General features: G+C 68.1%; 7 protein-coding genes. 1 reads left to right on the top strand and 6 read right to left on the bottom strand.

Annotated elements, in window-relative coordinates:
- Nucleotides 1-23: 23 nt before the first annotated feature.
- Entirely contained in the window at nt 24-1547 is a 1524-nt protein-coding gene (adh, locus tag ACGFT2_RS01070) for an aldehyde dehydrogenase (RefSeq protein ID WP_393272158.1), read from the top strand.
- 173 nt (nt 1548-1720) lie between these two features.
- Here adh and ACGFT2_RS01065 read toward each other — a convergent pair whose 3' ends face one another.
- From ACGFT2_RS01065 to ACGFT2_RS01040, 6 genes are all read right to left on the bottom strand, one after another.
- On the bottom strand, nt 1721-8008 hold the full coding sequence (locus ACGFT2_RS01065) for an amino acid adenylation domain-containing protein (RefSeq protein ID WP_393272157.1): 6288 nt from the start codon (nt 8006-8008) through the stop codon (nt 1721-1723).
- Nucleotides 8009-8078: 70 nt separating this feature from the next.
- Nucleotides 8079-9086 (bottom strand): class I SAM-dependent methyltransferase, encoded by a 1008-nt coding sequence (locus ACGFT2_RS01060; RefSeq protein ID WP_393272155.1) that lies wholly within the window; start codon nt 9084-9086, stop codon nt 8079-8081.
- 26 nt (nt 9087-9112) lie between these two features.
- Nucleotides 9113-10291 carry a nitric oxide synthase oxygenase gene (locus ACGFT2_RS01055; RefSeq protein WP_393272153.1) on the bottom strand — a complete coding sequence of 393 codons (1179 nt, stop codon included), beginning with the start codon at nt 10289-10291 and terminating at the stop codon, nt 9113-9115.
- 18 nt (nt 10292-10309) lie between these two features.
- Entirely contained in the window at nt 10310-11530 is a 1221-nt protein-coding gene (gene txtE, locus ACGFT2_RS01050) for a 4-nitrotryptophan synthase (RefSeq protein WP_393272151.1), read from the bottom strand.
- A 49-nt stretch (nt 11531-11579) separates the two neighbouring features.
- On the bottom strand, nt 11580-11798 hold the full coding sequence (locus ACGFT2_RS01045) for an MbtH family protein (RefSeq protein WP_393272149.1): 219 nt from the start codon (nt 11796-11798) through the stop codon (nt 11580-11582).
- Entirely contained in the window at nt 11782-22023 is a 10242-nt protein-coding gene (locus ACGFT2_RS01040; protein ID WP_393272147.1) for an amino acid adenylation domain-containing protein, read from the bottom strand. Before ACGFT2_RS01040 ends, ACGFT2_RS01045 begins: the two co-directional genes overlap by 17 nt.
- Nucleotides 22024-22172: the final 149 nt, after the last annotated feature.

Genomic DNA, 22172 nt, shown 5'->3' with positions numbered 1-22172 from the left:
GCTGCACCGGGAGGCACACCAGCATGACTCGTTACGCGGCGCCGGGCACCGAGGGCGCGATCGTCTCCTACCAGGCGCGCTACGACCACTTCATCGACGGCGAGTACGTGCCGCCGGTGCGCGGGCGGTATTTCGAGAATCCGTCTCCGGTCAACGGACAGCCCTTCACCGAGATAGCGCGCGGCACCGCCGAGGACGTCGAGCGGGCACTGGACGCGGCGCACGCGGCCGCACCGGCGTGGGGGCGTACGTCGGTGGCGGAGCGTTCCGACGTCCTGCTGAAGATCGCCGACCGTATGGAGGCCCACCTGGAGCCGCTGGCGGTGGCCGAGAGCTGGGAGAACGGAAAGCCGGTGAGGGAGACGCTGGCGGCCGACATTCCGCTCGCGATCGACCACTTCCGCTACTTCGCTGGGGCCATCCGGTCGCAGGAGGGGTCGCTGGGCGAGATCGACGACGACACGGTGGCGTACCACTTCCACGAACCGCTCGGTGTCGTCGCGCAGATCATTCCGTGGAACTTCCCCATCCTGATGGCCACATGGAAGCTGGCGCCGGCACTCGCGGCGGGCAACGCGGTCGTCCTCAAGCCCGCCGAGCAGACCCCGGCCTCGATCCACTACTGGGTGAGCCTGATCGCGGACCTGCTGCCGCCCGGGGTTCTGAACATCGTCAACGGGTTCGGGGTGGAGGCGGGCAAGCCGCTGGCGTCCAGTCCGCGGGTGGCGAAGGTGGCGTTCACCGGGGAGACCACGACCGGGCGGCTGATCATGCAGTACGCCTCGGAGAACATCAAACCGGTCACCCTGGAGCTGGGCGGCAAGTCGCCGAACATCTTCTTCGACGACGTGTGGACGCACGACGACGACTTCCGTGACAAGGCGCTCGAAGGCTTCACGATGTTCGCGCTCAACCAGGGCGAGGTCTGCACCTGCCCGTCCCGGGCGCTGATCCAGCGCGGCCACTATGGGGAGTTCCTCGAGGCGGCGGTCGAGCGCACCCGGCGGATCAAGCCGGGGCACCCGCTCGACACGGAGACGATGATCGGCGCCCAGGCGTCCAACGACCAGTTGGAGAAGATCCTCTCCTACCTGGACATCGGCCGGCAGGAAGGCGCGAAGGTCCTCACGGGAGGTGAACGCGTCGAGCACGAAGGCGAGCTGAAGGGCGGCTACTACGTCCAGCCGACCATCTTCGAGGGCGACAACCGGATGCGCATCTTCCAGGAGGAGATCTTCGGCCCGGTCGTCTCGGTGGCCTCCTTCGGCGACTTCGACGACGCCATCAAGATCGCCAACGACACGCTGTACGGGCTCGGCGCGGGCGTGTGGACCCGGGACGCCAACACCGCCTACCGCGCGGGCCGCGCGATCCAGGCGGGCCGGGTGTGGACCAACTGCTACCACGCCTACCCCGCGCACGCGGCGTTCGGCGGCTACAAGCAGTCCGGAATCGGCCGCGAGACGCACAAGATGATGCTGGAGCACTATCAGCAGACGAAGAACCTCCTCGTCTCTTACTCGCCGAAGAAGCTCGGCTTCTTCTGAAGGCTCGCGGAAAAGGAGAGCACCCCGCATCGCCCTGCCCGCGGCTGCGCCCCGCGCCACGCCTGCGCGGGGCGGGTGATGCGGTGAACCGCGTCGTCCCCGCCGCGACCCCGGCCCCGGCACCTGGCGGGCTGTGAGTCCGGTCGCGCCGAAGATGAAAGGGGCTCACCGACTCACCGCTGCCCGCGAGGCCGCAGCTTGGGCCGGGCCGTGGCGTTCGCGCGCCTCGTCTCCTCGATCCGGCCGGCCAGCCGGCTCACCGTCGGACCTTCGAACAGATCCGCGAGGGAGAGGTCGACGTCCAAGGCTGTCCGTATCCGGCTGACCAGTCTGGTCGCGGTCAGGGAGTGGCCGCCGAGTTCGAAGAAGTTGTCGTCGACGCCGACGTGTCCGAGGTCCAGCAGATCCGCGAAGAGGCCGCACAGGATCTCCTCGACGGGATCGCGAGGCGCTCGGCCGCCTCCGCCGCCGAATTCCGGTGCCGGCAACGCGCTCCGGTCGACTTTGCCGTTGACCGTGAGCGGCAGGGCGTCGAGCACCACGAACGCGGACGGCACCATGAACTGCGGCAGCACCGCGGAGACCGAACGACGAAGCGCCTCCACGTCGACACCGGCGTTCTCGCCCGGCACCAGATAGGCCACCAGGCGCTTGTCACCCGGCCGGTCCTCACGCACGACCACCACGGCCTGGGCGACTGCCTCATCACGCAGCACCACCGCTTCGACCTCGGCCGGCTCGATCCGGAACCCGCGCAGCTTCACCTGCGCATCCGCCCGGCCCACGAACTCCACCACACCGTCCCGGCTCCACCGCGCCAGGTCACCCGTCCGGTACATGCGCCGTCCCACCCCACCGAACGGATCGGCCACGAACCGCTCCGCGGTCAGACCCGCACGACCCACGTAACCCCTCGCCAGATGCGACCCAGCCACATACAGCTCACCCACGGCACCCGGCGGAACAGGGCGCAGAGCCTCATCCAGGATGTAGATCCCGGTATTGACCAGCGGGGTCCCGATGGGCAGCGCCCCCGGATGCCCCAACGTCTTGTTCACCCGGTGCACCGTGGCGAAAACGGTACTCTCGGTCGGACCGTAGCCGTTGTGGACGGTGATGTCCGGGCAGTGCGCGAGTACCCGGCGTACCGCCTCGGGAGAAACGACATCCCCGCCCGTCCACACTTCCCGAAGCTCGCGGAAGGCCTGCGGGTTCTCCTCTGCGAGCACATGGAACAAGCCCGCGGGCAACCACAGCGCAGGCACTTTCCGATCGGTCAGCAACCGGCCCAGCGCAATCGAATCCAGCGACCCGGGCGGCGCCACCTCCACGCACCCGCCCTGCAGCAGCGGACCCCATATCTCGAGGGTCGACGCGTCGAAGGCCAACGGCGCGTACTGCAGCATCCGATCGGCCACGCCGTTGCCGAACGCCTCGTCACGCACCAACTCCACGATGTTGCGGTGCGTGTTGCCCGATCCCTTCGGCACTCCCGTCGACCCGGACGTGAACATGACGTAGGCGAGCTGATCGGGATGCACCCGCACGTCCGGCGGCGGCGTCACAGGATCACCCGGCCGCCACTGCTCCAACGGCGGCACCCGCAACACCGGCACCGTGTCCGGCAACTCCGAGCCGGACACATCACGAGCGGTCAGCACCATCGTCGCCGACGCCTGCCGCAGGATCTCCTCGATCCGCGCCCTGGGGTACCGAGTGTCCAGGGGGACGTAAGCCCCACCGGCCTTCAGCACCGCCAGCATCGACACCAGCGCCTCGACGCTGCGGTCCTGGAACACGGCAACCCGCAACTCGGGACCGATCCCCGCCGTGACAAGCCGCCGAGCCAGACGATTCGCCTGCTCCTCGAACTCCGCGAACGTCACCATGCGCTCACCGCACACGACGGCAGGCGCGTGCGGCCGGTCGACGGCGTGCGCTCGAACGACCTCCGGCAAAGACGTCGCCGGCCGGGCCGGCAGCTCACCGGTTCCCGCCCCCGACAGCCACTGCCGCTCACCGGGCGTGAGCACGTCGATGTCGCCGATCGACTGGTCCGGCGCATCCACCACACCGGCCACGAACCACACGAGCCGTTCACCGAACGCACGAACGGTGGTCTCGTCGAAGATGTCGGTGGCGTACTCGATACCCACGTCCAGACCACCGGGGCGGCCCGCCTCCAGCCGGTGCTCCCGGAAGTTGACGGTCAGATCGAACCGGGCCCAGCCGGCAGGGGTCTCCTCCGCGTCCGAGGTCAGGCCGGGCATCGCCGGTCCGGGGATGACCGCGTCGGCGAGGGTGAGCATGGTCTGGAAGAGGGGGTGACGGGAGGCGGAGCGTTCGGGGCTCAGTTCCTCGACGAGGCGTTCGAAGGGCAGGTCCTGGTGGGTCCAGGCGGCCAGGTCGGTTTCCCGGACCCGAGCCAGCAGCTGCCGGAAGCTGGGATCACCGCTGGTGTCGGTGCGCAGCACCAACGTGTTGATGAAGAAGCCGACCAGCTCGTCCAGGACGACGTCGTGCCGGCCGGCGACCGGTGAGCCGAGCGGAATGTCGGTCCCGGTGCCGCTGAGGGTGAGCACTGCGGCGGTGGCCGCTTGGACGGCCATGAACAACGAGGCGTCGCATGTGCGGCACAACCGCACCAGCCGCTCGTGCACGGCGGCATCGATGCGCAGATCGACGCGGCCGCCCCGGTAGGTCGCCGCCGGAGGCCGGGGCCGGTCGGCCGGCAGTGTCGCCTCCACCGGCAGATCGGCGAGCGCGTCCCGCCAGAAGCGCATCTGACGTGACATCGGGCTGCTGGGATCACCGGCGTCGCCGAGCACTTCCCGTTGCCACAGCGCATAGTCGGCGTACTGCACCGGCAACGGCGCCCAACCCGGCGCCCGCCCTGCCACCCGTGCCGCGTACGCCGCCGCCAGATCCCGCAGCAACGGCGTGTTCGACCACCCGTCGGAAGCGATGTGATGGACCACCAACGACAGCACGCACTCGTCCGGACCCGTCTCCACCAACGTGGCTCGCACCGGGACCTCCTGCGCCAGGTCGAACACGTGCCGGGCCACATCCCGCAGCACCGCCCCCGACTCGGCCTCGGAGGTCACCACGACACGCAGCTCCAGCTCCACCTCGGCAGGCGCCAGCACCCGCTGGACCGGGCCGCGTTCTCCCACGGGAAACACAGTCCGCAGGCTCTCGTGGCGTCCCACCAGGTCAACCAGTGCGGCCGCCAGCGCGACCCGGTCCACGCCCCCGCGCAACCGGATCGCCAACGGAATGTTGTAGGTCGCCGAGCCACCCTCCAGCTGCGCCAGGAACCACAACCGCTGCTGCGCGAACGACAACGGCAAGATCTCCGGACGAGGCACCACCGGCTCCAGCGCCGGCCGCTCGGCCGACCGGCCCAGTGCGACCGAACCCGCCATCCCCGCGACCGACGGGCAGCTGAAGACGTCCCGCACCGTCACATCGACACCGAACACCGCCCGTATCCGGCTGACCAGTCTGGTCGCGGTCAGGGAGTGGCCGCCGAGTTCGAAGAAGTTGTCGTCGACGCCGACGTGTTCGAGGTCCAGCAGATCCGCGAAGAGGCCGCACAGGATCTCCTCGACGGGATCGCGAGGCGCTCGGCCGCCTCCGCCGCCGAATTCCGGTGCCGGCAACGCGCTCCGGTCGACTTTGCCGTTGACCGTGAGCGGCAGGGCGTCGAGCACCACGAACGCGGACGGCACCATGAACTGCGGCAGCACCGCGGAGACCGAACGACGAAGCGCCTCCACCTCGACACCGGCGTTCTCGCCCGGCACCAGATAGGCCACCAGGCGCTTGTCACCCGGCCGGTCCTCACGCACGACCACCACGGCCTGGGCGACCGCCTCATCACGCAGCACCACCGCTTCGACCTCGGCCGGCTCGATCCGGAACCCGCGCAGCTTCACCTGCGCATCCGCCCGGCCCACGAACTCCACCACACCGTCCCGGCTCCACCGCGCCAGGTCACCCGTCCGGTACATACGCCGCCCCGCCCCACCGAACGGATCGGCCACGAACCGCTCCGCGGTCAGACCCGCACGACCCACGTAACCCCTCGCCAGATGCGACCCAGCCACATACAGCTCACCCGCGACGCCAGGGGCGGCGGGGGCGAGGGTCTCGTCGAGGACGTAGAGCGCGGTGTTGGCCATGGGACGGCCCAGGTGGAGCCCCGCAACCGGGCGTACCCGAGGTTCGAAGATCTGGTAGCTGCAGAAGACCGTCGTCTCGGTCGGACCGTAGACGTGGACGACGGTGGTGTCCGGGCAGGCGTCGAGGACTCGGCGAAGCGCCGCGGTCGACAGCACGTCGCCGCCGGTCCAGATCTCGCTCACTGCGGCGAGGGCCTCGACCTGCTCCTGTGCCATGGCGTCGAACAGGGCGGTGGTCAGATAGAGGGCGGTGATGCCGTGCTCCGCCACGGCTCGGGCCAGATCGCCGAGGTCGATCTTGTCTCCGGTCAGTACCGTCAGAGCACCGCCGTGCAGCAACGGCACCCACATCTCGTAGGTGGAGGAGTCGAAAGCAGGCGGCGAGTACGCGAGCACCCGGTGGTGCCGTGCCGCGTCCCAGCAGGGGTCAAGGGCGAGCTCGACCACGTTGCGGTGTGTGTTGGCGACGCCCTTGGGCGTACCGGTGGAGCCCGAGGTGTACATCACGTACGCCAGCTGGTCCGGGTGTACGTCGACGTCCGGTGCGCCGGGGTCTCCCGCATGGGCCGCGTCTTCGCCCGCCGGGACTCCAGCCACTGGGATGTCGCAGGTGAAAGGCAGTTCGGCCGGGTGGCGGTCAGTGAGCAACAGCGTTGCTCCGGCGTCCGCGACGATCCAGGCGAGTCGCTGCGCGGGCTGGCGCGGGTCGAGCGGCACATACGCCGCGCCTGCCTTGAGCACGGCCAGTTCGGCAACGATCAGTTCGGCGGAGCGGCTCAGATAGAGGGCCACGTTGTCGCCTGGCCTCACTCCGAGGCCGATGATGAGGTGGGCGAGCCGGTTGGAGGCCGCGTCCAGGCCGGCGTAGGTGAGAGCACGTCCCTCGCAGACGACGGCAACGGCGTCGGGCGTACGGCCTCTCTGCTCGGTGAACAGGTCGTGCAGCGGTGCCTGCGGAAGCGGCTCGGCGGTGTCGTTGTAGTCGACGAGCAGGCTGTGGCGCAGAGATTCGCCGAGCCAGTCGATGTCACCGACTCGTGCTCCTGGTTCGGTGGTCACCACCTCCAGGGCGCGGGTGAGCAGATCGGCAGCGGTTCGGGCCATGCCGGCTGCCAGCCGGTCGGCCCGGTGAACCAGTTCGACGCTGGGCGGCCCGCCGTCATGGGCAGTGCGCACGACGAGAGTGGCGGCGTGTCGCGTGGTGTCGCGCAGTCGTACGCCCAGCACGGCCAGGTCGGTGGGCTCGTCGCCACCCGTTTCGCCGAGACCGAGCGAAGCGGGATCCCAACGACGGGCGTCGACGACGACCGCGGTGTCGAAGAGGGCGCCCGCAAGCCCCGACACGTCCTCCAGCGTCGCGGCAGCCGCATGGCGGTGGGCGGCCAGGAACCCGTTGCACGCGTCGGTGCGCCGGACTACGTCGGCGAACGAGTCGTGTGGTGCGGCCGCAACCCGGACGGGAAGGTCGTCCGTGTCGCCGAGAACCGCTTCCCAGCGGTTCTTCAGCCTCATGCACACCAAAGCCCAAACGGTCTGGTAAAGCGCTTCGGGTGCAATGCCGAGACGGCCGGGAAGCAGGCCGAGGTCGGGCGGTACGGGCACGGACAGCGACTCGGATCGTCGTCGCGGCTCTCGGTTCGGGACGGTCGCGGCCGAGTGTCCGAGCAGGCAGGGTTCGTCGAGGTCGCCCAGCGCTTCCCGCCAGGCACTGTGTGTGTCGGCCTCTGACGGCCGTCCCGCCTCCGCGGTCCCCTGCGAAGTTCCGTGCGTCCCGTCCCGCAGGTCACCACCGAGCATGGTGGCGAGGGTGTCGTGGGCGGCTTGAAGGGTGAGCACCGCGCGATGGCCGGTGAGGACGATGTGGTGACGCGAGCCTTGCCCGGTCGTCATGACGACCAGTCGCATCAGGGGTTCGTCACCTGTCGGGTCGAATTCGCGTTCCCATTCGTCCTCTGCCACCTGCCGGACCGTTGCGTCGGCCTCGGCGCCCACCGAGACGTGTCGCTGCACCAAGGGCAGGCGGCCCTCGGGGCGGGCGATACGCACCGAGCCGCCCATGGCGTCGCGGTCGAAGCGGGCGAGCAGTTGGGGATGCGCCCTGGTGATCCGGCCGGCGCGGGTGTGGAGCTCCTCCAGGTCGAGGTGACCGTCCACGGTGAGCACGACCTGCGTCGTCTCTTCGCCACGCAGATCCCGCTCGACCTCCGCATGAGACAACAGACCCTCCTGGGTGACCGTCACCGGCAGGGGCCTTGCGTCGTGCGGATCGGGCATCTTGCCACCTTCTCGGAGCGTAGTTGTCTGACGGGGTGTGCCGTGCGTCGAACCGACTGCGAGAGTCAGGTCACGCGGGTTCGAGCTCGAAGATGACCTCTCCGACCGTCATGTCGATCGAATGCCTGTGCCGCAGCCTCCAACCGCTCTCCGCGAATGCGGACTCCCAGTCGGCGACGGTGGGCAGGAATGTCCCCATCATGTCGTGGGCCACCTCGAAGCCGAGGGTGAAAACGGGAAGCTCCCGGTCGGAGGTGCCGACCGTCCTCGTTGCGTCGCCGAGCAGGAACCGCTTGACGTTGGGGAAGAGTTCACGAATGCGGGCGAGGGTGGCGATGCAACGTTCCCTCGGCCAGAAGTCGTGCCCCATCATGAAACACGTCAGCAATTCGACCTCGGCGAACTCGGGGCGCCGGTCCATCGTCCGTACGTCGGCGGTGACGAACGTCAGACGGTCGGAAAGCCCGGCACCGACGGCGTCGGACTCGGCCACCTTCAGCGAGTCGGCGGCGATGTCGACGCCGATCCCGCTGGCCCCCGGATGGCGTCGCAGGATCTTGATGAGCCGATCGCCGCTACCGCACCCGAGGTCGGCGACCATGCTGAAATCGAAGTCGATCCCGTCGATGGCCGACCAGAACCAGGGATCGTAGGTGAGGGCGTTGATCTCGCGGCACGCGTAGGCGACCGCCGCCGGATCTCGCGGATCGAGCTCGCCACCGCGGTGCTGGTTCCGGAGAACCAGCGGCATCTGGCGGAACAACTCCGCGCTGCCCCTGGTGAGCCAGTGAAAGAACGATCGTGTCTGCTGTATCTCGGCGAAGTCCGCCGTGGGGGTCACCCTCGTGCCATCCCTTTCCACGATGTTCACCGCGGCCAGCGCCCTGAACATCGCGAGGGTCGACGCCGGGTCCAGGTCGTTGCGAGCCGCGAACTCGTGGGCGTCCAGCTCCCCCTTGTCGTGCAGCTCGTCCAGCGCGCCCAACTCCCAGGCGGCTCCGATGGCCGATGCGGCGACGGCCGAGTTGTAGAGCTGTGCCGCTACCTTCCACGAGCGGGCCTGCTGGGCTTCGATCATTGCTGTCCTCCTGATTGCCGTGGTGGTCAGTGCGCGTACGGGCATTTCCCCCGACTGCGAGCCTGAGCCTCGTCGTCGAGGTAGAAGTTGGGGCGCTGCTCGATTTCGTCGTAGTAGCGATGGAAGACAGGCGTGATGCCGCCGGAGATCGGGGGGACGATCCAGCTCCAGTCCGCGGACACGGTGCGGCCGTTGCGTTCCTCCCGGGCCAAGTGGGCCAGGAAGAGGCGGGATTCGGTGTGGTGGTCGCTGATCGTGACACCGGCGGCGGTGAAGGAATGCAACACGGCAACGTTGAGCTCGACCAGCGCGCGATCACGCCACAGGGTGGTTTCGCTGCTGGTATCCAGGCCGAGGCATGCTGCGACGGTCGGCAGCAGGTTGAACCGGTCCTCGTCGACCAGGTTGCGCGCGCCGATCTCAGTGCCCATGTACCAGCCGTTGAACGGGGCCAGGGGATAGTCGATCCCGCCGATGCGCAGGCGCATGTTGGAGATCGCCGGTACGGCGTACCAGCGCAACGCCAGATCCGTGATCTGTGGATGGTCCGGGTGGGTGATCGGCACTTCACGGATCAGATCGGGTGGCAGCTCGAAGAGCTGTGGCTTGTCGCCGGCGGTCTCGATGACCAACGGCAGCACGTCGAAGGGACCTTGAGGGGCCGGCCAGCCCAGCTCGCGGACGACGTTGGTGAAGTCGACGTACGTGGCGTCACCGAGAACGGTGCCGTCCTGCCGACGGTAGCCGGCGTACCTGATGAGCTGGTCGTTCCACACTCTGGGGGCAGGCCGCTCGGGGGTGTCGGGATCAAAGATCGAGATGACCGGGCGGATGCGTCCGTCGTTCGTCGCCTGACGCAGGTGTGCACAGAGGTGCCGGTGAATCTCCTCGGGCTCTGTCACGTCCCGTCGGTCCACCACGCGAAGGCTGTTCCAGTAGGCCCGGCCGATACAGCGGCTGGAGTTGCGCCAGGCCACCCGGGCACCAAAGGTCAGCTCCTCGGAGGTGTGCCGGTAGGCGCCCGTGGTGTCGATCTCGGCGACGACCTGTCCCAGACGCACTGCGATCGGGACGGGCTGGTCAGGCTGCTCGGCGTGGAACTGGCGTAGGAATTCCTCCGCTTCGTCGACGTCGGCGGTACTGCTGCTCCCGACGGAGGGGGCGTGCTGGCCAGGAGTCCTTGCCAGGAGCGGTTCGGTGTCCATGTGTGTTCTCGGGGCTCGTCAGCCCAGGCTCAACGGAAGGGAGCGCAGCGACCGGAACTCGAGATTGCTGTTCCAGTCGGGCTCGCCCGCCAGCCGGATCATCGGGAAACGCGCGAACAGGGCGACGAAGAACCACTTGATCTCGAGGCTGGCGATTTGCCGACCGAGACATGCGTGCGGCCCGAAGCCGAACGACAGGTTCTTGCCGCTGTTCTTCCGATCGAGGTCGAACTTGTCCGGGTTCTCGAAAACGTCCGGATCCCGGTTCGCCGCCCCCAGGAACAGGGCAACCCGCTGTCCCTCCTTGATGCGGACACCACGCAGTTCCACGTCCGTCGCCGCAACGCGCCACGTGAACTGGTTCGACGCGTTGTAGCGGACCACCTCGTTCGCGACGTTGTCAACGCACGCGGGGTTCTCCAGAAAACGTGCGATCTGGTCGGGGTTCGTCGCGAATGCGAGCATGCCACTGCCGACGGATCCCGGCGTCGTGGGCGCGAACAGTGCGATCAGCAGAAGGACCAGCTGATGCACGGTCTGCTCCGGCGTGACGTCGGTCTGGTCCGCAAGGCCCGCCGCAAGACGGGCGATGACCGTGTCCGGAAGGACCTTGCCGCGCTTGCCCTGAACGAGTTCGAGGGCGTAGATGTGCAGGTCCGTGAGGTGCTCGAGCAGGTGGTCGAGCTCGACCGGCTGCTCCTGGGGCCCCGACCAGTAGGTCATCACCTTGTTCACGCTCGGTACCACGGTGTCGAGGTCCTCTTCGGGGACTCCGAAGGCGTGCACAGCGGCGTTCACGGGAAGCTTTTCGGCCAGCTCGGCGACGGCGTCGATGACCTTCGCATCGTCCGGAATGCCGGCGACCAGATCGTGGGCGACACGCTCGATGACCTGGCTGTAGTGCTCGTGGGCCGCCCGGGTGAAGCCGGCGTGCGTGGATTTCCTCAGCGCACCGTGACGCGGGGCATCGGTGTACATCATGACATTGCTGGTGAACCGATGATAGATATTGTCGGCCGGCAGCGTGCGACCGTCGAACTTGCCGCTGAGAATCTCTTCCATGCGTTCGGCCTTGAACCGGGAATCCTGCAGCACGCTCGCGCAGTCCTCGTGCCTCAGTATGGCCCAGGCGTTCAAGCCTTCACACCAGTGGATGGGCTCTCGCGCCGCAAGGTCCGCATAGACGGGGTAGGGGTTCGGGACGATTTCAGGGTCGGACAACGGTGACGGATTTACCACGGGTTACTCCCTGTCAGATTTGATACGAATGATTCAGGTCGGTTTGCGGCTACCGAGCCGGGTTGTCCATGGCGTCGATCAGGCTCTTGGGTCGCATGTCCGTCCACGTTTCTTCGATGAAGGTCACGACCGATTGCCTGTCCGACGGGCCGAGAGCCACGCTCCATCCCTTGGGAACCTCGATCGTGGTGGGCCACAGCGAGTACTGACCCTCCTCATTCACGAGGGCGTAGTACTCGACATCGTCCCGCTCAAACGGATTCTTCATTCCTGTTCTCCTCCAGCTCGCACACTTTGGCCACCAAAGTCTTGGCGATGATCGACAACGGCTCAGGGGACATCATTTCCCCGTGTGAGCAGTTGATTTCGTGTACGTGAACCTGTCCGGTGCAATATTGCGCCCACACTGCCGCAGCGTCCGCTGAACCACGCTCGTTGTCGCCGACCGCAGAATAGAGGTGCAGGTCCCCGGACATTCGGCCGACCGAACGTGGAAGGCTGCCGATCCGAGCCGAGTTCAGGGCTACCTCGAGAACCCTCTGCACCTGTTCCTTCGCCAAGGACCCCAGCGTGCTCATCTTTTTCTGCATGAGCGCAACGGCCTGGTCCAGGCTGGGGGATTCACCCAGGCTCCCGGTCTCCGCCCCGAAGGCCTCCATCATTACCTTGAGAATGGCCTCAGGGCGAGCGGATTCCCCCTGCAGAGGAGCAGGGCGCGGAGAAGAGTCGAGCATAGCAAGGAATTCGACGTCGTAGCCACGATTTTGCAGTTCTATCGCCATCGCGTGAGCCGTGGTTCCGCCGAGAGACCATCCGACCAGGCGATACGGACCATCCTTCTGAATCGTGAGGATTTCGTCGACGTAGCTGCGAGCCATTTCCTCGATGGACCGAGGCAGGGGCGATTCCTCGTTGAGCCCGCGGGCCTGGATTCCGTACAACGGGTAGTCCGGTCCGAAGTGCTGCAGCAATCCGGAATAACACCAGCTCGTACCGCCGACCGGATGCACGCAGAAGACGGGGAGACGCCCTCCGCCGGAGCGGAGAGGAAGGACAGGGCTGAGTGCGTCCCCCGAGGGCGCGAGATGGAGCTGCCGGCTCAGGGCGGCCACGGTGGGGGCCTGGAAGAGCGTACGCACGGAGATCTCGGTGTTCATCACCGCGCGGACGCGGCTGATCAGGCGGGTCGCGAGCAGAGAATGCCCGCCCAGATCGAAGAACGAGTCATCGACGGACACCTCGTCAAGTCCGAGAACCTCGGCGAACAGCGCGCACAGCACCTTCTCCTGCTCCGTGCGCGGGGGCCGCCCGTGCGCGGTGGAGTAGTCCGGCGCGGGCAACCGCCGACGGTCGAGCTTCCTGTTCGCGGTCAGCGGCAGCGCCTCCATCACCACCACCGCCGAAGGCACCATGTACTCCGGCAGCGCAGCCGCGGCGCGCTCGCGTACCGCGGCCGGATCCACCGCCCTGCCGGCGGCCGCGACCACATACGCGACGATCCGCTTGTCCCCGGGGCGGTCCTCCCGCACCACCGCGACCGACTGGCCGACCTCCTCGTCCTGCAGCAGCACCGACTCGATCTCACCCAGCTCGATGCGGAACCCGCGCACCTTCACCTGGTCGTCCGTCCGCCCCAGGAACGCCAGATACCCCTGCGCGTGCCACCGCACAAGATCGCCGGTGCGGTACATCCGCGATCCCGCCGGCCCGAACGGGTTGGCCACGAACCGGCCCGCGGTCAGCCCCGGCCGGTTCAGATACCCACGAGCCAGCCCCGCACCCGCGACGTACAGCTCACCCGCGACTCCCACCGGAACCGGACTCAACTTCTCGTCCAACACGAACACCCGCGTGTTGGTCACAGGACGGCCGATGGGAATGTCGTCCACTCGCTCGCCCTCGGCGAGCCCCTCGAAGATCCAGGACGCCACGTCGACGGTCGCTTCCGTGGGGCCGTACGCGTTGACCATCCTCCGGCCCGGCGCCCAGCGCGCCACCAGGTCGGCCGACAGCGCCTCGCTACCCGTGATCAACACCCTCAGGTCCGGCAGGCGCGTGCCGGGAAGGCTGCTCAGCACCGCAGGAGGGATATGAGCATGAGTGACTCCGTTCTCGCGAATGAAGTCGCTGAGGGATTCTCCGTACATCGTTGCCGGAGGAAGTATCAGCCGTGCCCCGGACAGCAGTGAGAGGCAGTATTCGGAAACGGTTACGTCGAAGCTCAGGGAGGCGAACTGGAGGACCCTGCTGTGGGGGTCGACGTCGTAGCGGTCGGCCTGGTTGGCGACGAGGCCCGCGATCCCGTGGTGGGTGACGGCGACGCCCTTGGGGCGTCCGGTGGATCCGGACGTGTAGATGACGTAGGCGGGATTGGCCAGGGACAGCGGTGCGCGACGGTCCCGGTCGCCGGGGTCGGTGTCCGGCTGGGCGGCGAGAACCGTCTCGACGGAGGGATCGTCCAATGTCAGCACCTCGGTGCCGACAGGCAAGCCGGGTGCCGTACCGGCAGTGGTGATCACACACACGGGGGCGGCGTCATCGAGCATGAACGCGATCCGCTCGGGCGGATACTCGGTGTCGATCGGCATGTACGCCGCACCCGCCTTGAGCACCGCCAGCAACGCCACGACCATCCGCGCCGACCTGGGCATCGCCAGTCCGACCACGTCCTCGGGGCCGATGCCGCAGCTGATCAGGTGGTGGGCGAGCCGGTTGGCCCAGGCGTTCAGTTCGGCATAGGTCAGCTCGGTGTCCCCGTGGACCACCGCCACGCTGTCCGGTGCCGCCGCCGCCCTGGCCTCGAACAGCTCGGGCAACGTGGCCGCGGGTACCTCACGGCCGGTGTCGTTCCACTCCACCAACATCCGCCGACGCTCCTGCGGGGTGAGGAGGTCGGCCTCGCTGATGCGTCCCTCGGGGTCGTCAGCGAGGACGGTGAGCATGCGGGTCAGCCGCCGGCACACGCTCTCCGCGGTGGCCCGGTCGAACAGGTCGGTGGCGTACTCGAGCGCCCCGGCCAGTCCGCCACCTCTTGTCTCCCCCACGGTCAAAGCGAGATCGATCTTGGCCCCGGACTGGGCGATCGGCCACTCGCGGACCTCCAGATCGTGGAGGGAGGAGTCGTGGTGGTCGTTGTTCTGGAGAACGAGCATGACCTGGAACAGGGGGTGGTGGGACAGGCTGCGGGGTGGGTTGAGGATCTCGACGAGTCGTTCGAAGGGGAGGTCCTGGTGGGCGTAGGCGGCCAGGTCGGTCTCGCGCACTCGGTCCAGAAGCTCGGTGAAGGTGGGATCCTCGGAGGTGTCCGTGCGCAGGACGAGGGTGTTGACGAAGAAGCCGACCAGGTCGCCCAGGGCGTCGTCCCCGCGCCCGGCCACCGCTGATCCGATCGGAATGTCCGTGCCCGCACCGAGACGGGTCAGGAGCGCGGCGAATGCGGCCTGCAGGACCATGTACAGGGTGCAGCCCCGGGCCTTGGCCACCTCCATCAGCCGTGTGTGCAGTTCCGCGTCGATGGAGAGGGGGACGGAGGCACCGCCATGGCCGGACACCGCCGGGCGGGGCCGGTCGGTGGGCAGTTCCAGCAGTTCCGGTGCCCCGGCCAGGGCTTGACGCCAGAAGGCGGACTGCTGACTCAGCACGCTGTCCGGGTCGTCCTCCTGGCCGAGCATCTCAAGCTGCCACAGCGCGTAGTCGGCGTAGTGGACCGGGAGTTGCTCCCACAGGGGCTCCCGTTCCTGGCAGCGGGCGGCATAAGCCGTCGCAAGGTCCCGCATCAGCATCCCCGTCGACCAGCCGTCACTGACCATGTGGTGCTTCAGGAGCAGCAACACGGACTCGTCGTCGGTCAGGGTGAACAGCCGCGCCCGCAGCAGCAGATCGGTGGCCAGGTCGAAGTGCTGGCCGGCGGCCGCCTCCAGGGCCTGGGCCAGACCTTGCTCATCGGCAGCGGTGACCACCAACTCCGGCACCGCCTCGGCAGGGGGGAGTATCCGCTGGAAGGGTTCACCGTCCTGCTCGGGAAACACGGTGCGCAGGGCTTCGTGCCGGTCCACCACGTCGGCCAGTGCCGCCTGCAGAGCGGGTGTGTCCACCGCGCCTCGCAGTCGCAGACTCAGCGGCGCGTTGTACGTCGCGCTCGGCCCCTCCACCTGGGCCAGGAACCACAGCCTTCGTTGTGCGGCGGACAGCGGCAGTACGGCAGGGCGGGCGCGTGGTGCCAGCACGGGCCGGGTTCGGCCGGTGTGCAGGTTGTCGGAGACGCCGGCGACGGTGGGGGCCTGGAACAGGTTCCGGATGCCCAGTTCGGCGCCGAGCACGGCGCGGATCCGGCTGATCAGCCGGATCGCGAGCAGCGAGTGCCCGCCCAGGTCGAAGAAGTTGTCGTCGATTCCGACATCGGTGACACCGAGCACGTCGGCGAACAGACCGCAGAGGATCTCCTCCTGCGGAGTCCGCGGCGCCCGGTAGCCGCCTTCGCCACCGTACTCCGGCACGGGCAGCGCCCGCCGGTCCACCTTGCCGTTCGGCGTCAACGGCAACGCCTCCAGAACCACGACCGCCGACGGCACCATGTGCTCCGGCAGCCGTCGGGCCGTGAAGCCACGCAGGCCGGCCGGATCCGGCGCGCAACCCTTCTGCGGTGTCACGTAGGCGACCAGACGCCTGTCGCCCGGCCGGTCCTCACGGACCAGCACGGAAACCTGGCCGACCTCCGGATGTGCGGCCAGCGCCGCCTCGACCTCACCCAACTCGATGCGGAAACCCCGCACCTTCACCTGATTGTCGGCACGGCCGACGCAGGCCAGCTGACCCTCGGCGTTCCACAGCCCCAGATCCCCGGTGCGGTACATGCGCTCCCCGTCACCCCAGGGGTTGGCGACGAACCGCTGAGCGGTCAGGCCGGGCCGATCGAGGTAGCCGCGGGCAAGACCCGAACCCGCCACGTACAGCTCCCCCACCACGCCGGGTGGCACCGGCCGCAACGACTGGTCCAGGACATAGACGCGCGTGTTCCAGAACGGACGGCCGATCGGCACCGCGCCCGGATCGAGGACATGTCCCGGGGCGATGCGGAACTCGGTGCTGTTCACCGTGGTCTCGGTAGCACCGTAGGCGTTGACCACCGTCAGGCCCGGGTGCGTCGCGCGCATCCTCCGCAGTGCGTGGCCGGTCAGCATCTCCCCGCCGAGGATCAGGGTTCCGGACGGGGAGACTTCCTCCGGGAGGTTCTCGAGTATCCCGAGGTGCGACGGTGTGAGCTTCATGAACGAAGGCCGGCCGACCGTGCCGGCGCGTTCGTCCAGTTCGGCCAGGACCACGCGCCCTCCACTCACCAGGGTGGTGTAGAGCGCCGTGACCGTCAGGTCGAACGCGAAGGACGAATTCACCAACGCCGTACCGGCCGCGTCGGGGTACACCTCTCGCGCTCGGAGCAGATAGGCCCCCAGAGCGGCGTGTTCGATCACCACGCCCTTGGGCTTTCCGGTGGAGCCGGAGGTGTAGATGACGTATGCCGGGTCGGCCGGTTTCGTGGGTGTCTCCGGGTTGGCCGCCGGACAGGTGGTCACGTCAGGTAGCTCGTGGAGGGTGAGTACCGGTCGCGCATCGTTGATCACGTCGTTGATGCGGTCCTGCGGGTGGTCGAGGTCGATGGGAAGGTAGGCGCCACCGGCTTTCAGCACGGCGAGAACCGCGACGACGAGGTCGATGGAGCGCGGGAGTGGCAGGGCCACGAGGGCTTCCGCGCCCACTCCGTGGTCGATGAGGTGGTGTGCCAGGCGGTTGGCGCGGGTGTTGAGTTCTTCGTACGAGATCTCGGTGTCTTCGCAGACCACGGCGGTGGCTGTGGGGGTGCGGCGCACCTGGGCTTCGAAGAGTTCGTGGGCGCACTGATGGGGAACCTCGACCGCGGTGTCGTTCCACTCGACCAGGATCATGTGCCGTTCCTCGTCGGAGAGGAGGTCGAGGCGGTCGGGAACATGGCTCGGATCGGCGGTCACCGAGTCCAGCAGGCGGACCAGCCGGGCGGCCATCGCCTCGATCGTGGCCTGGTCGAACAGGTCCGTGGCGTAGCTGAAGACCGCGGTCAGTCCGGCGGGGGCACCGGATTCGTCGTGGGTCTCGGCGAAGGCGGCGGTGAGGTCGAACTTCTCGGCGCTGTAGGCGGGAGGTTCCACGGTCACCTCCAGGCCGGGTAGTTCGAGGGTGGCCTCGTCGTTGTTCTGCACCACCAGCATGATCTGGAACAGCGGGTGGTGGGCGGTGGACCTGGCCGGGTTGAGAACCTCCACCAGTTGCTCGAAGGGGACGTCCTGGTGAGCGAACGCGGCCAAGTCGGTCTCACGGACCCGGTCCAGGAGCTCGGTGAAGGTCGGCTCGCCCGAGGTGTCGGTGCGCAGCACCAGAGTGTTGACGAAGAATCCCACCAGGTCGTCGAGTGCTACATCGGTGCGGCCGGCGATCGAGGTCCCGATCGGAACATCCGACCCGGCACCCAGCTTGCTCAGCAGCGCGGCCAACCCGGCCTGCAGCACCATGAACAAGGTGACGTGATGGGCGGCGGCCAGCTCTTTCAGCCGTGCGTGAAGTTCCGGCCCGACCCTCCATTCCACGCGACCGCCCCGGTAGCTGGCCTCGACCGGTCGCGGCCGATCGAAACGCAGCTCCAGCTGGTCGGGCACGCCCGCCAACGCGCCGACCCAGTAGTTCACCTGTTCGGCGAGTCGACTGTCGGGGTCATCGGCGGCACCCAGCAGTTCCCTCTGCCACAAGGTGTAGTCGGCGTACTGCACCGGCAGGGCGGACCACTGCGGCTCAGCGCCTCGGCACCGGGCCACATAAGCGGTCGCCACGTCACGCAGCAACGGAGTCAAGGACCAGCCGTCGGTGGCGATGTGGTGAACCACCAGGACGAGTACGTGCTCCTGCGCGCCGACACCGAACAAGTACGCCCGGATCGGCAGCTCGGCCGACAGATCGAAAACGCAGTGCTCAGCCTCATTCAGCGCGTCGGCCAAGGCGTCCTCGTCGGCGCAGTTCCGCACCTGCACCACGGGAACGGCCCGCTCGCCGGAGACCACCTGCTGGAAGGGTTCACCGTCCTGCTCGGGAAACACGGTGCGCAGGGCTTCGTGCCGGTTCACCACGTCGGCCAGTGCCGTCTGCAGAGCGGGTGTGTCCACCGCGCCTCGCAGTCGCAGACTCAGCGGCGCGTTGTACGTCGCGCTCGGCCCCTCCATCCGGGTCAGGAACCACAGCCTTCGTTGTGCGGCGGACAGCGGCAGTACGGCAGGGCGGGCGCGTGGTGCCAGCACGGGCCGGGTTCGGCCGGTGTGCAGGTTGTCGGAGACGCCGGCGACGGTGGGGGCCTGGAACAGGTTCCGGATGCCCAGTTCGGCGCCGAGCACGGCGCGGATCCGGCTGATCAGCCGGATCGCGAGCAGCGAGTGCCCGCCCAGGTCGAAGAAGTTGTCGTCGATTCCGACATCGGTGACACCGAGCACGTCGGCGAACAGACCGCAGAGGATCTCCTCCTGCGGAGTCCGCGGCGCCCGGTAGCCGCCTTCGCCACCGTACTCCGGCACGGGCAGCGCCCGCCGGTCCACCTTGCCGTTCGGCGTCAACGGCAACGCCTCCAGAACCACGACCGCCGACGGCACCATGTGCTCCGGCAGCCGTCGGGCCGTGAAGCCACGCAGGCCGGCCGGATCCGGCGCGCAACCCTTCTGCGGTGTCACGTAGGCGACCAGACGCCTGTCGCCCGGCCGGTCCTCACGGACCAGCACGGAAACCTGGCCGACCTCCGGATGTGCGGCCAGCGCCGCCTCGACCTCACCCAACTCGATGCGGAAACCCCGCACCTTCACCTGATCGTCGGCACGACCCGCGAATACCAGCTGCCCGTCACGGTTCCACCGGACCAGATCGCCGGTGCGGTACATCCGCTCTCCCGGCAGCCCGAACGGGCACGCGACGAAGCGCTCGGCCGTCATACCCGGCCAGCCCAGGTAACCCCGCGCCAGGCCGGAACCTGCGACGTAGAGCTCGCCCGTCACGCCCACCGGTACCGGAAGCAGCTGTTCGTCCAGCACGAACACCTGCTTGTTCACCAACGGCCGCCCCACCGGTACGACTCCGCGCTCGACATCACGCCTCGTGGCCAGGTGGGTCGTGGAGAGTCCCATGTTCTCCACGGGGCCGTAGCCGTTGAGAACGCGCAGTCCTGCGGACTCCTGCAATGCGGCGGCCACATGGGCCACCGACGCGGCTTCGCCGGCCGTCATGATGTAACCGAGCCTGTGGAGGACTTCTGGTTGATGTTCGACCAGGAGGTTGAAGAGACTGGCCGACACCTGCAAGGCGGTCACGCCGTGCCTGTTGATCGCGTGGACGATGCTGTGGACGTCCAGCTTCGGTTCCGGGTAGAGCACGACCGTGGCACCGCCGAGCAGTGGCGCGAGCAACTCCACGGCGAAACCGTCCCACGACACCGGTGAGGTTTGCAGCCACACCTGATCGGGCCCGTAGTCCACATAGTCCTGACCGCTGAACGTGCCCACCAAAGCCCGGTGGGTGGTGAGCACGCCCTTGGGCCGGCCTGTCGAGCCCGACGTGAACATCACACACGCCACGGACTCCGGATCCCCGGCTGCCACGGGTTCGGAGTCCGCCCGCCGCCTGGTCCACTCCGCCGCGGAGTCCACTCGGACGAAGTCCACACCCTGCCAGGAGGTCCGACCGGCCAGTGCCGAATCGGTGATGACCACACGGGCGCCGGCGTCGTCGGCCACCGAGAGCAGCCGGTCGACGGGGAAACCCGTGTCCAGCATCGTGTAGGCGCCGCCGGCCTTGAGTACGGCCAGCACCGCGACCACCATCTCCACCCCACGGTTCAGGTAGACGCCCACCACCTCCTCGGCGCCTACGCCGTGGTCGATGAGGTGGTGTGCCAGGCGGTCGGCACGGGTGTCGAGTTCTTCGTACGAGATCTCGGTGTCTTCGAAGACCAGGGCGGTGGCCGTGGGGGTGCGGCGCACCTGGGCTTCGAACAGTTCGTGGACGCACTTCCGCGGTACCTCGGCCGCTGTGTCGTTCCACTCGACGAGGGTCGTGTGTCGTTCGTGGTCGGAGAGCAGGTCGATTCCGGTGATCCGGGACTGCGGTTCGGCCACCACCAGCCGCAGGACGCGCACCAGATGGTCCGCAAGCGAGTCCACCGTGGCCTGATCGAAGATGTCGGTCGCGTACTCGATCTGGCCGGTGAGCCCTGCGGGCGCGCCGGTGGCGTCGAACGCCTCGCTGAAGCTGACCACGAGGTCGAACTTCGCGACCTCCGTGCTGACCTGTTCCCGGGACACGACCAGATCGGCGGTCCGCGGCCAGGCGAGTGTGTCGGACTGCAGCACCAGCATCACCTGGAACAGGGGCTGCCGGGCCGCCGACCGGTGCGGAGCCAGATCCTCCACCAGCAGGTCGAACGGGACATCCTGATTGCGGTACGCACCCAGATCCGTCTCACGGACCCGGCGCAGCAACTCCACGAAGGACGGATCTCCCGACAGGTCGGTCCGCAGCACCAGTGTGTTCACGAAGAACCCGACCAGATCCTCCAGGGCCTCGTCAGTGCGCCCCGCCACCGCGGTGCCGACCACGACGTCGTCCCCCGCGCCGTGCCGCTGCAGCCAGACCGCAAGCCCGGCCTGCAGCACCATGAACAAGCTGGCGCCCTGCCCCTGCCCCAGCCGCGTCAACGCCCGATGCAGCTCGGCGTCGAGAGTGAAGCGGGCGAGCCCGCCGTGGTGCGTCGGATCAGCCGGGTACGGCCTGTCGGCCGGCAACGCCAACTCCGGTGGTGCCCCCGCCAGCGTCTCGCGCCAGTACCCCAGTTGTTCCGGTCCGACCTGCGCCACCAACTCCTCGTGCCACACGGTGTAGTCGCTGTAAGCGACCGGCAACGGCACCCACTCCGGCGCCACCCCCCGGCACCGGGCCTGGTACGCCTCCCCCAGATCCCGCGTCAAAGGTGCCAGTGACCAGCCGTCACACGCGATGTGATGCAGCACCAGCACCAACACGTGCGTCCGGGGCGCCAGCCGGAACAGCCACGCCCGCACCGGAATGTCGCACGCCAGATCAAACGGCCGCGCCGCCACCTCGCTCATCACCCGCGGCAGCTCGTCAACGGTCACATCGCTCAGCCGCAACTCGACCCGCGCCTGATCCGGCCGCAGCACCTCCTGTCGCGGCACCCCGTCCCGCTCCGGGAAAACACACCGCAAAGCCTCATGCCGCTCCACCACGTCATTCAGCGCCGCCTGCAGAGCTCCCACATCCAGACCCCCGACAAAACGCAACCCGAAGGGCACGTTGTACGTCGCCGCAGGCCCCTCCAGCTGGCCGAGAAACCATAGCCGCCGCTGAGCGAATGACAACGGGAACACAGCAAACCCCCAGATAATCGGCCCAGCCACGGCCACACCAAGCGTGCTCACGCACACCGTTGCGCCGGTGTCGGCCCCCAGTAAAGTCAGAAAAATCGCGGTGCGTGATGGCTATGCCGTCGGGAATCACAGTCGACCCGGGGGTGTACATCACGTACACGAGGTTCTCGGGTAAATCCGGCAGCGCGGCGAATTCCCCG

It is taken from the genome of Streptomyces sp. NPDC048514 (genome assembly GCF_043199955.1).
Lineage (GTDB): Bacteria > Actinomycetota > Actinomycetes > Streptomycetales > Streptomycetaceae > Streptomyces.
This window is presented reverse-complemented; position numbering and strand designations above follow the sequence as displayed.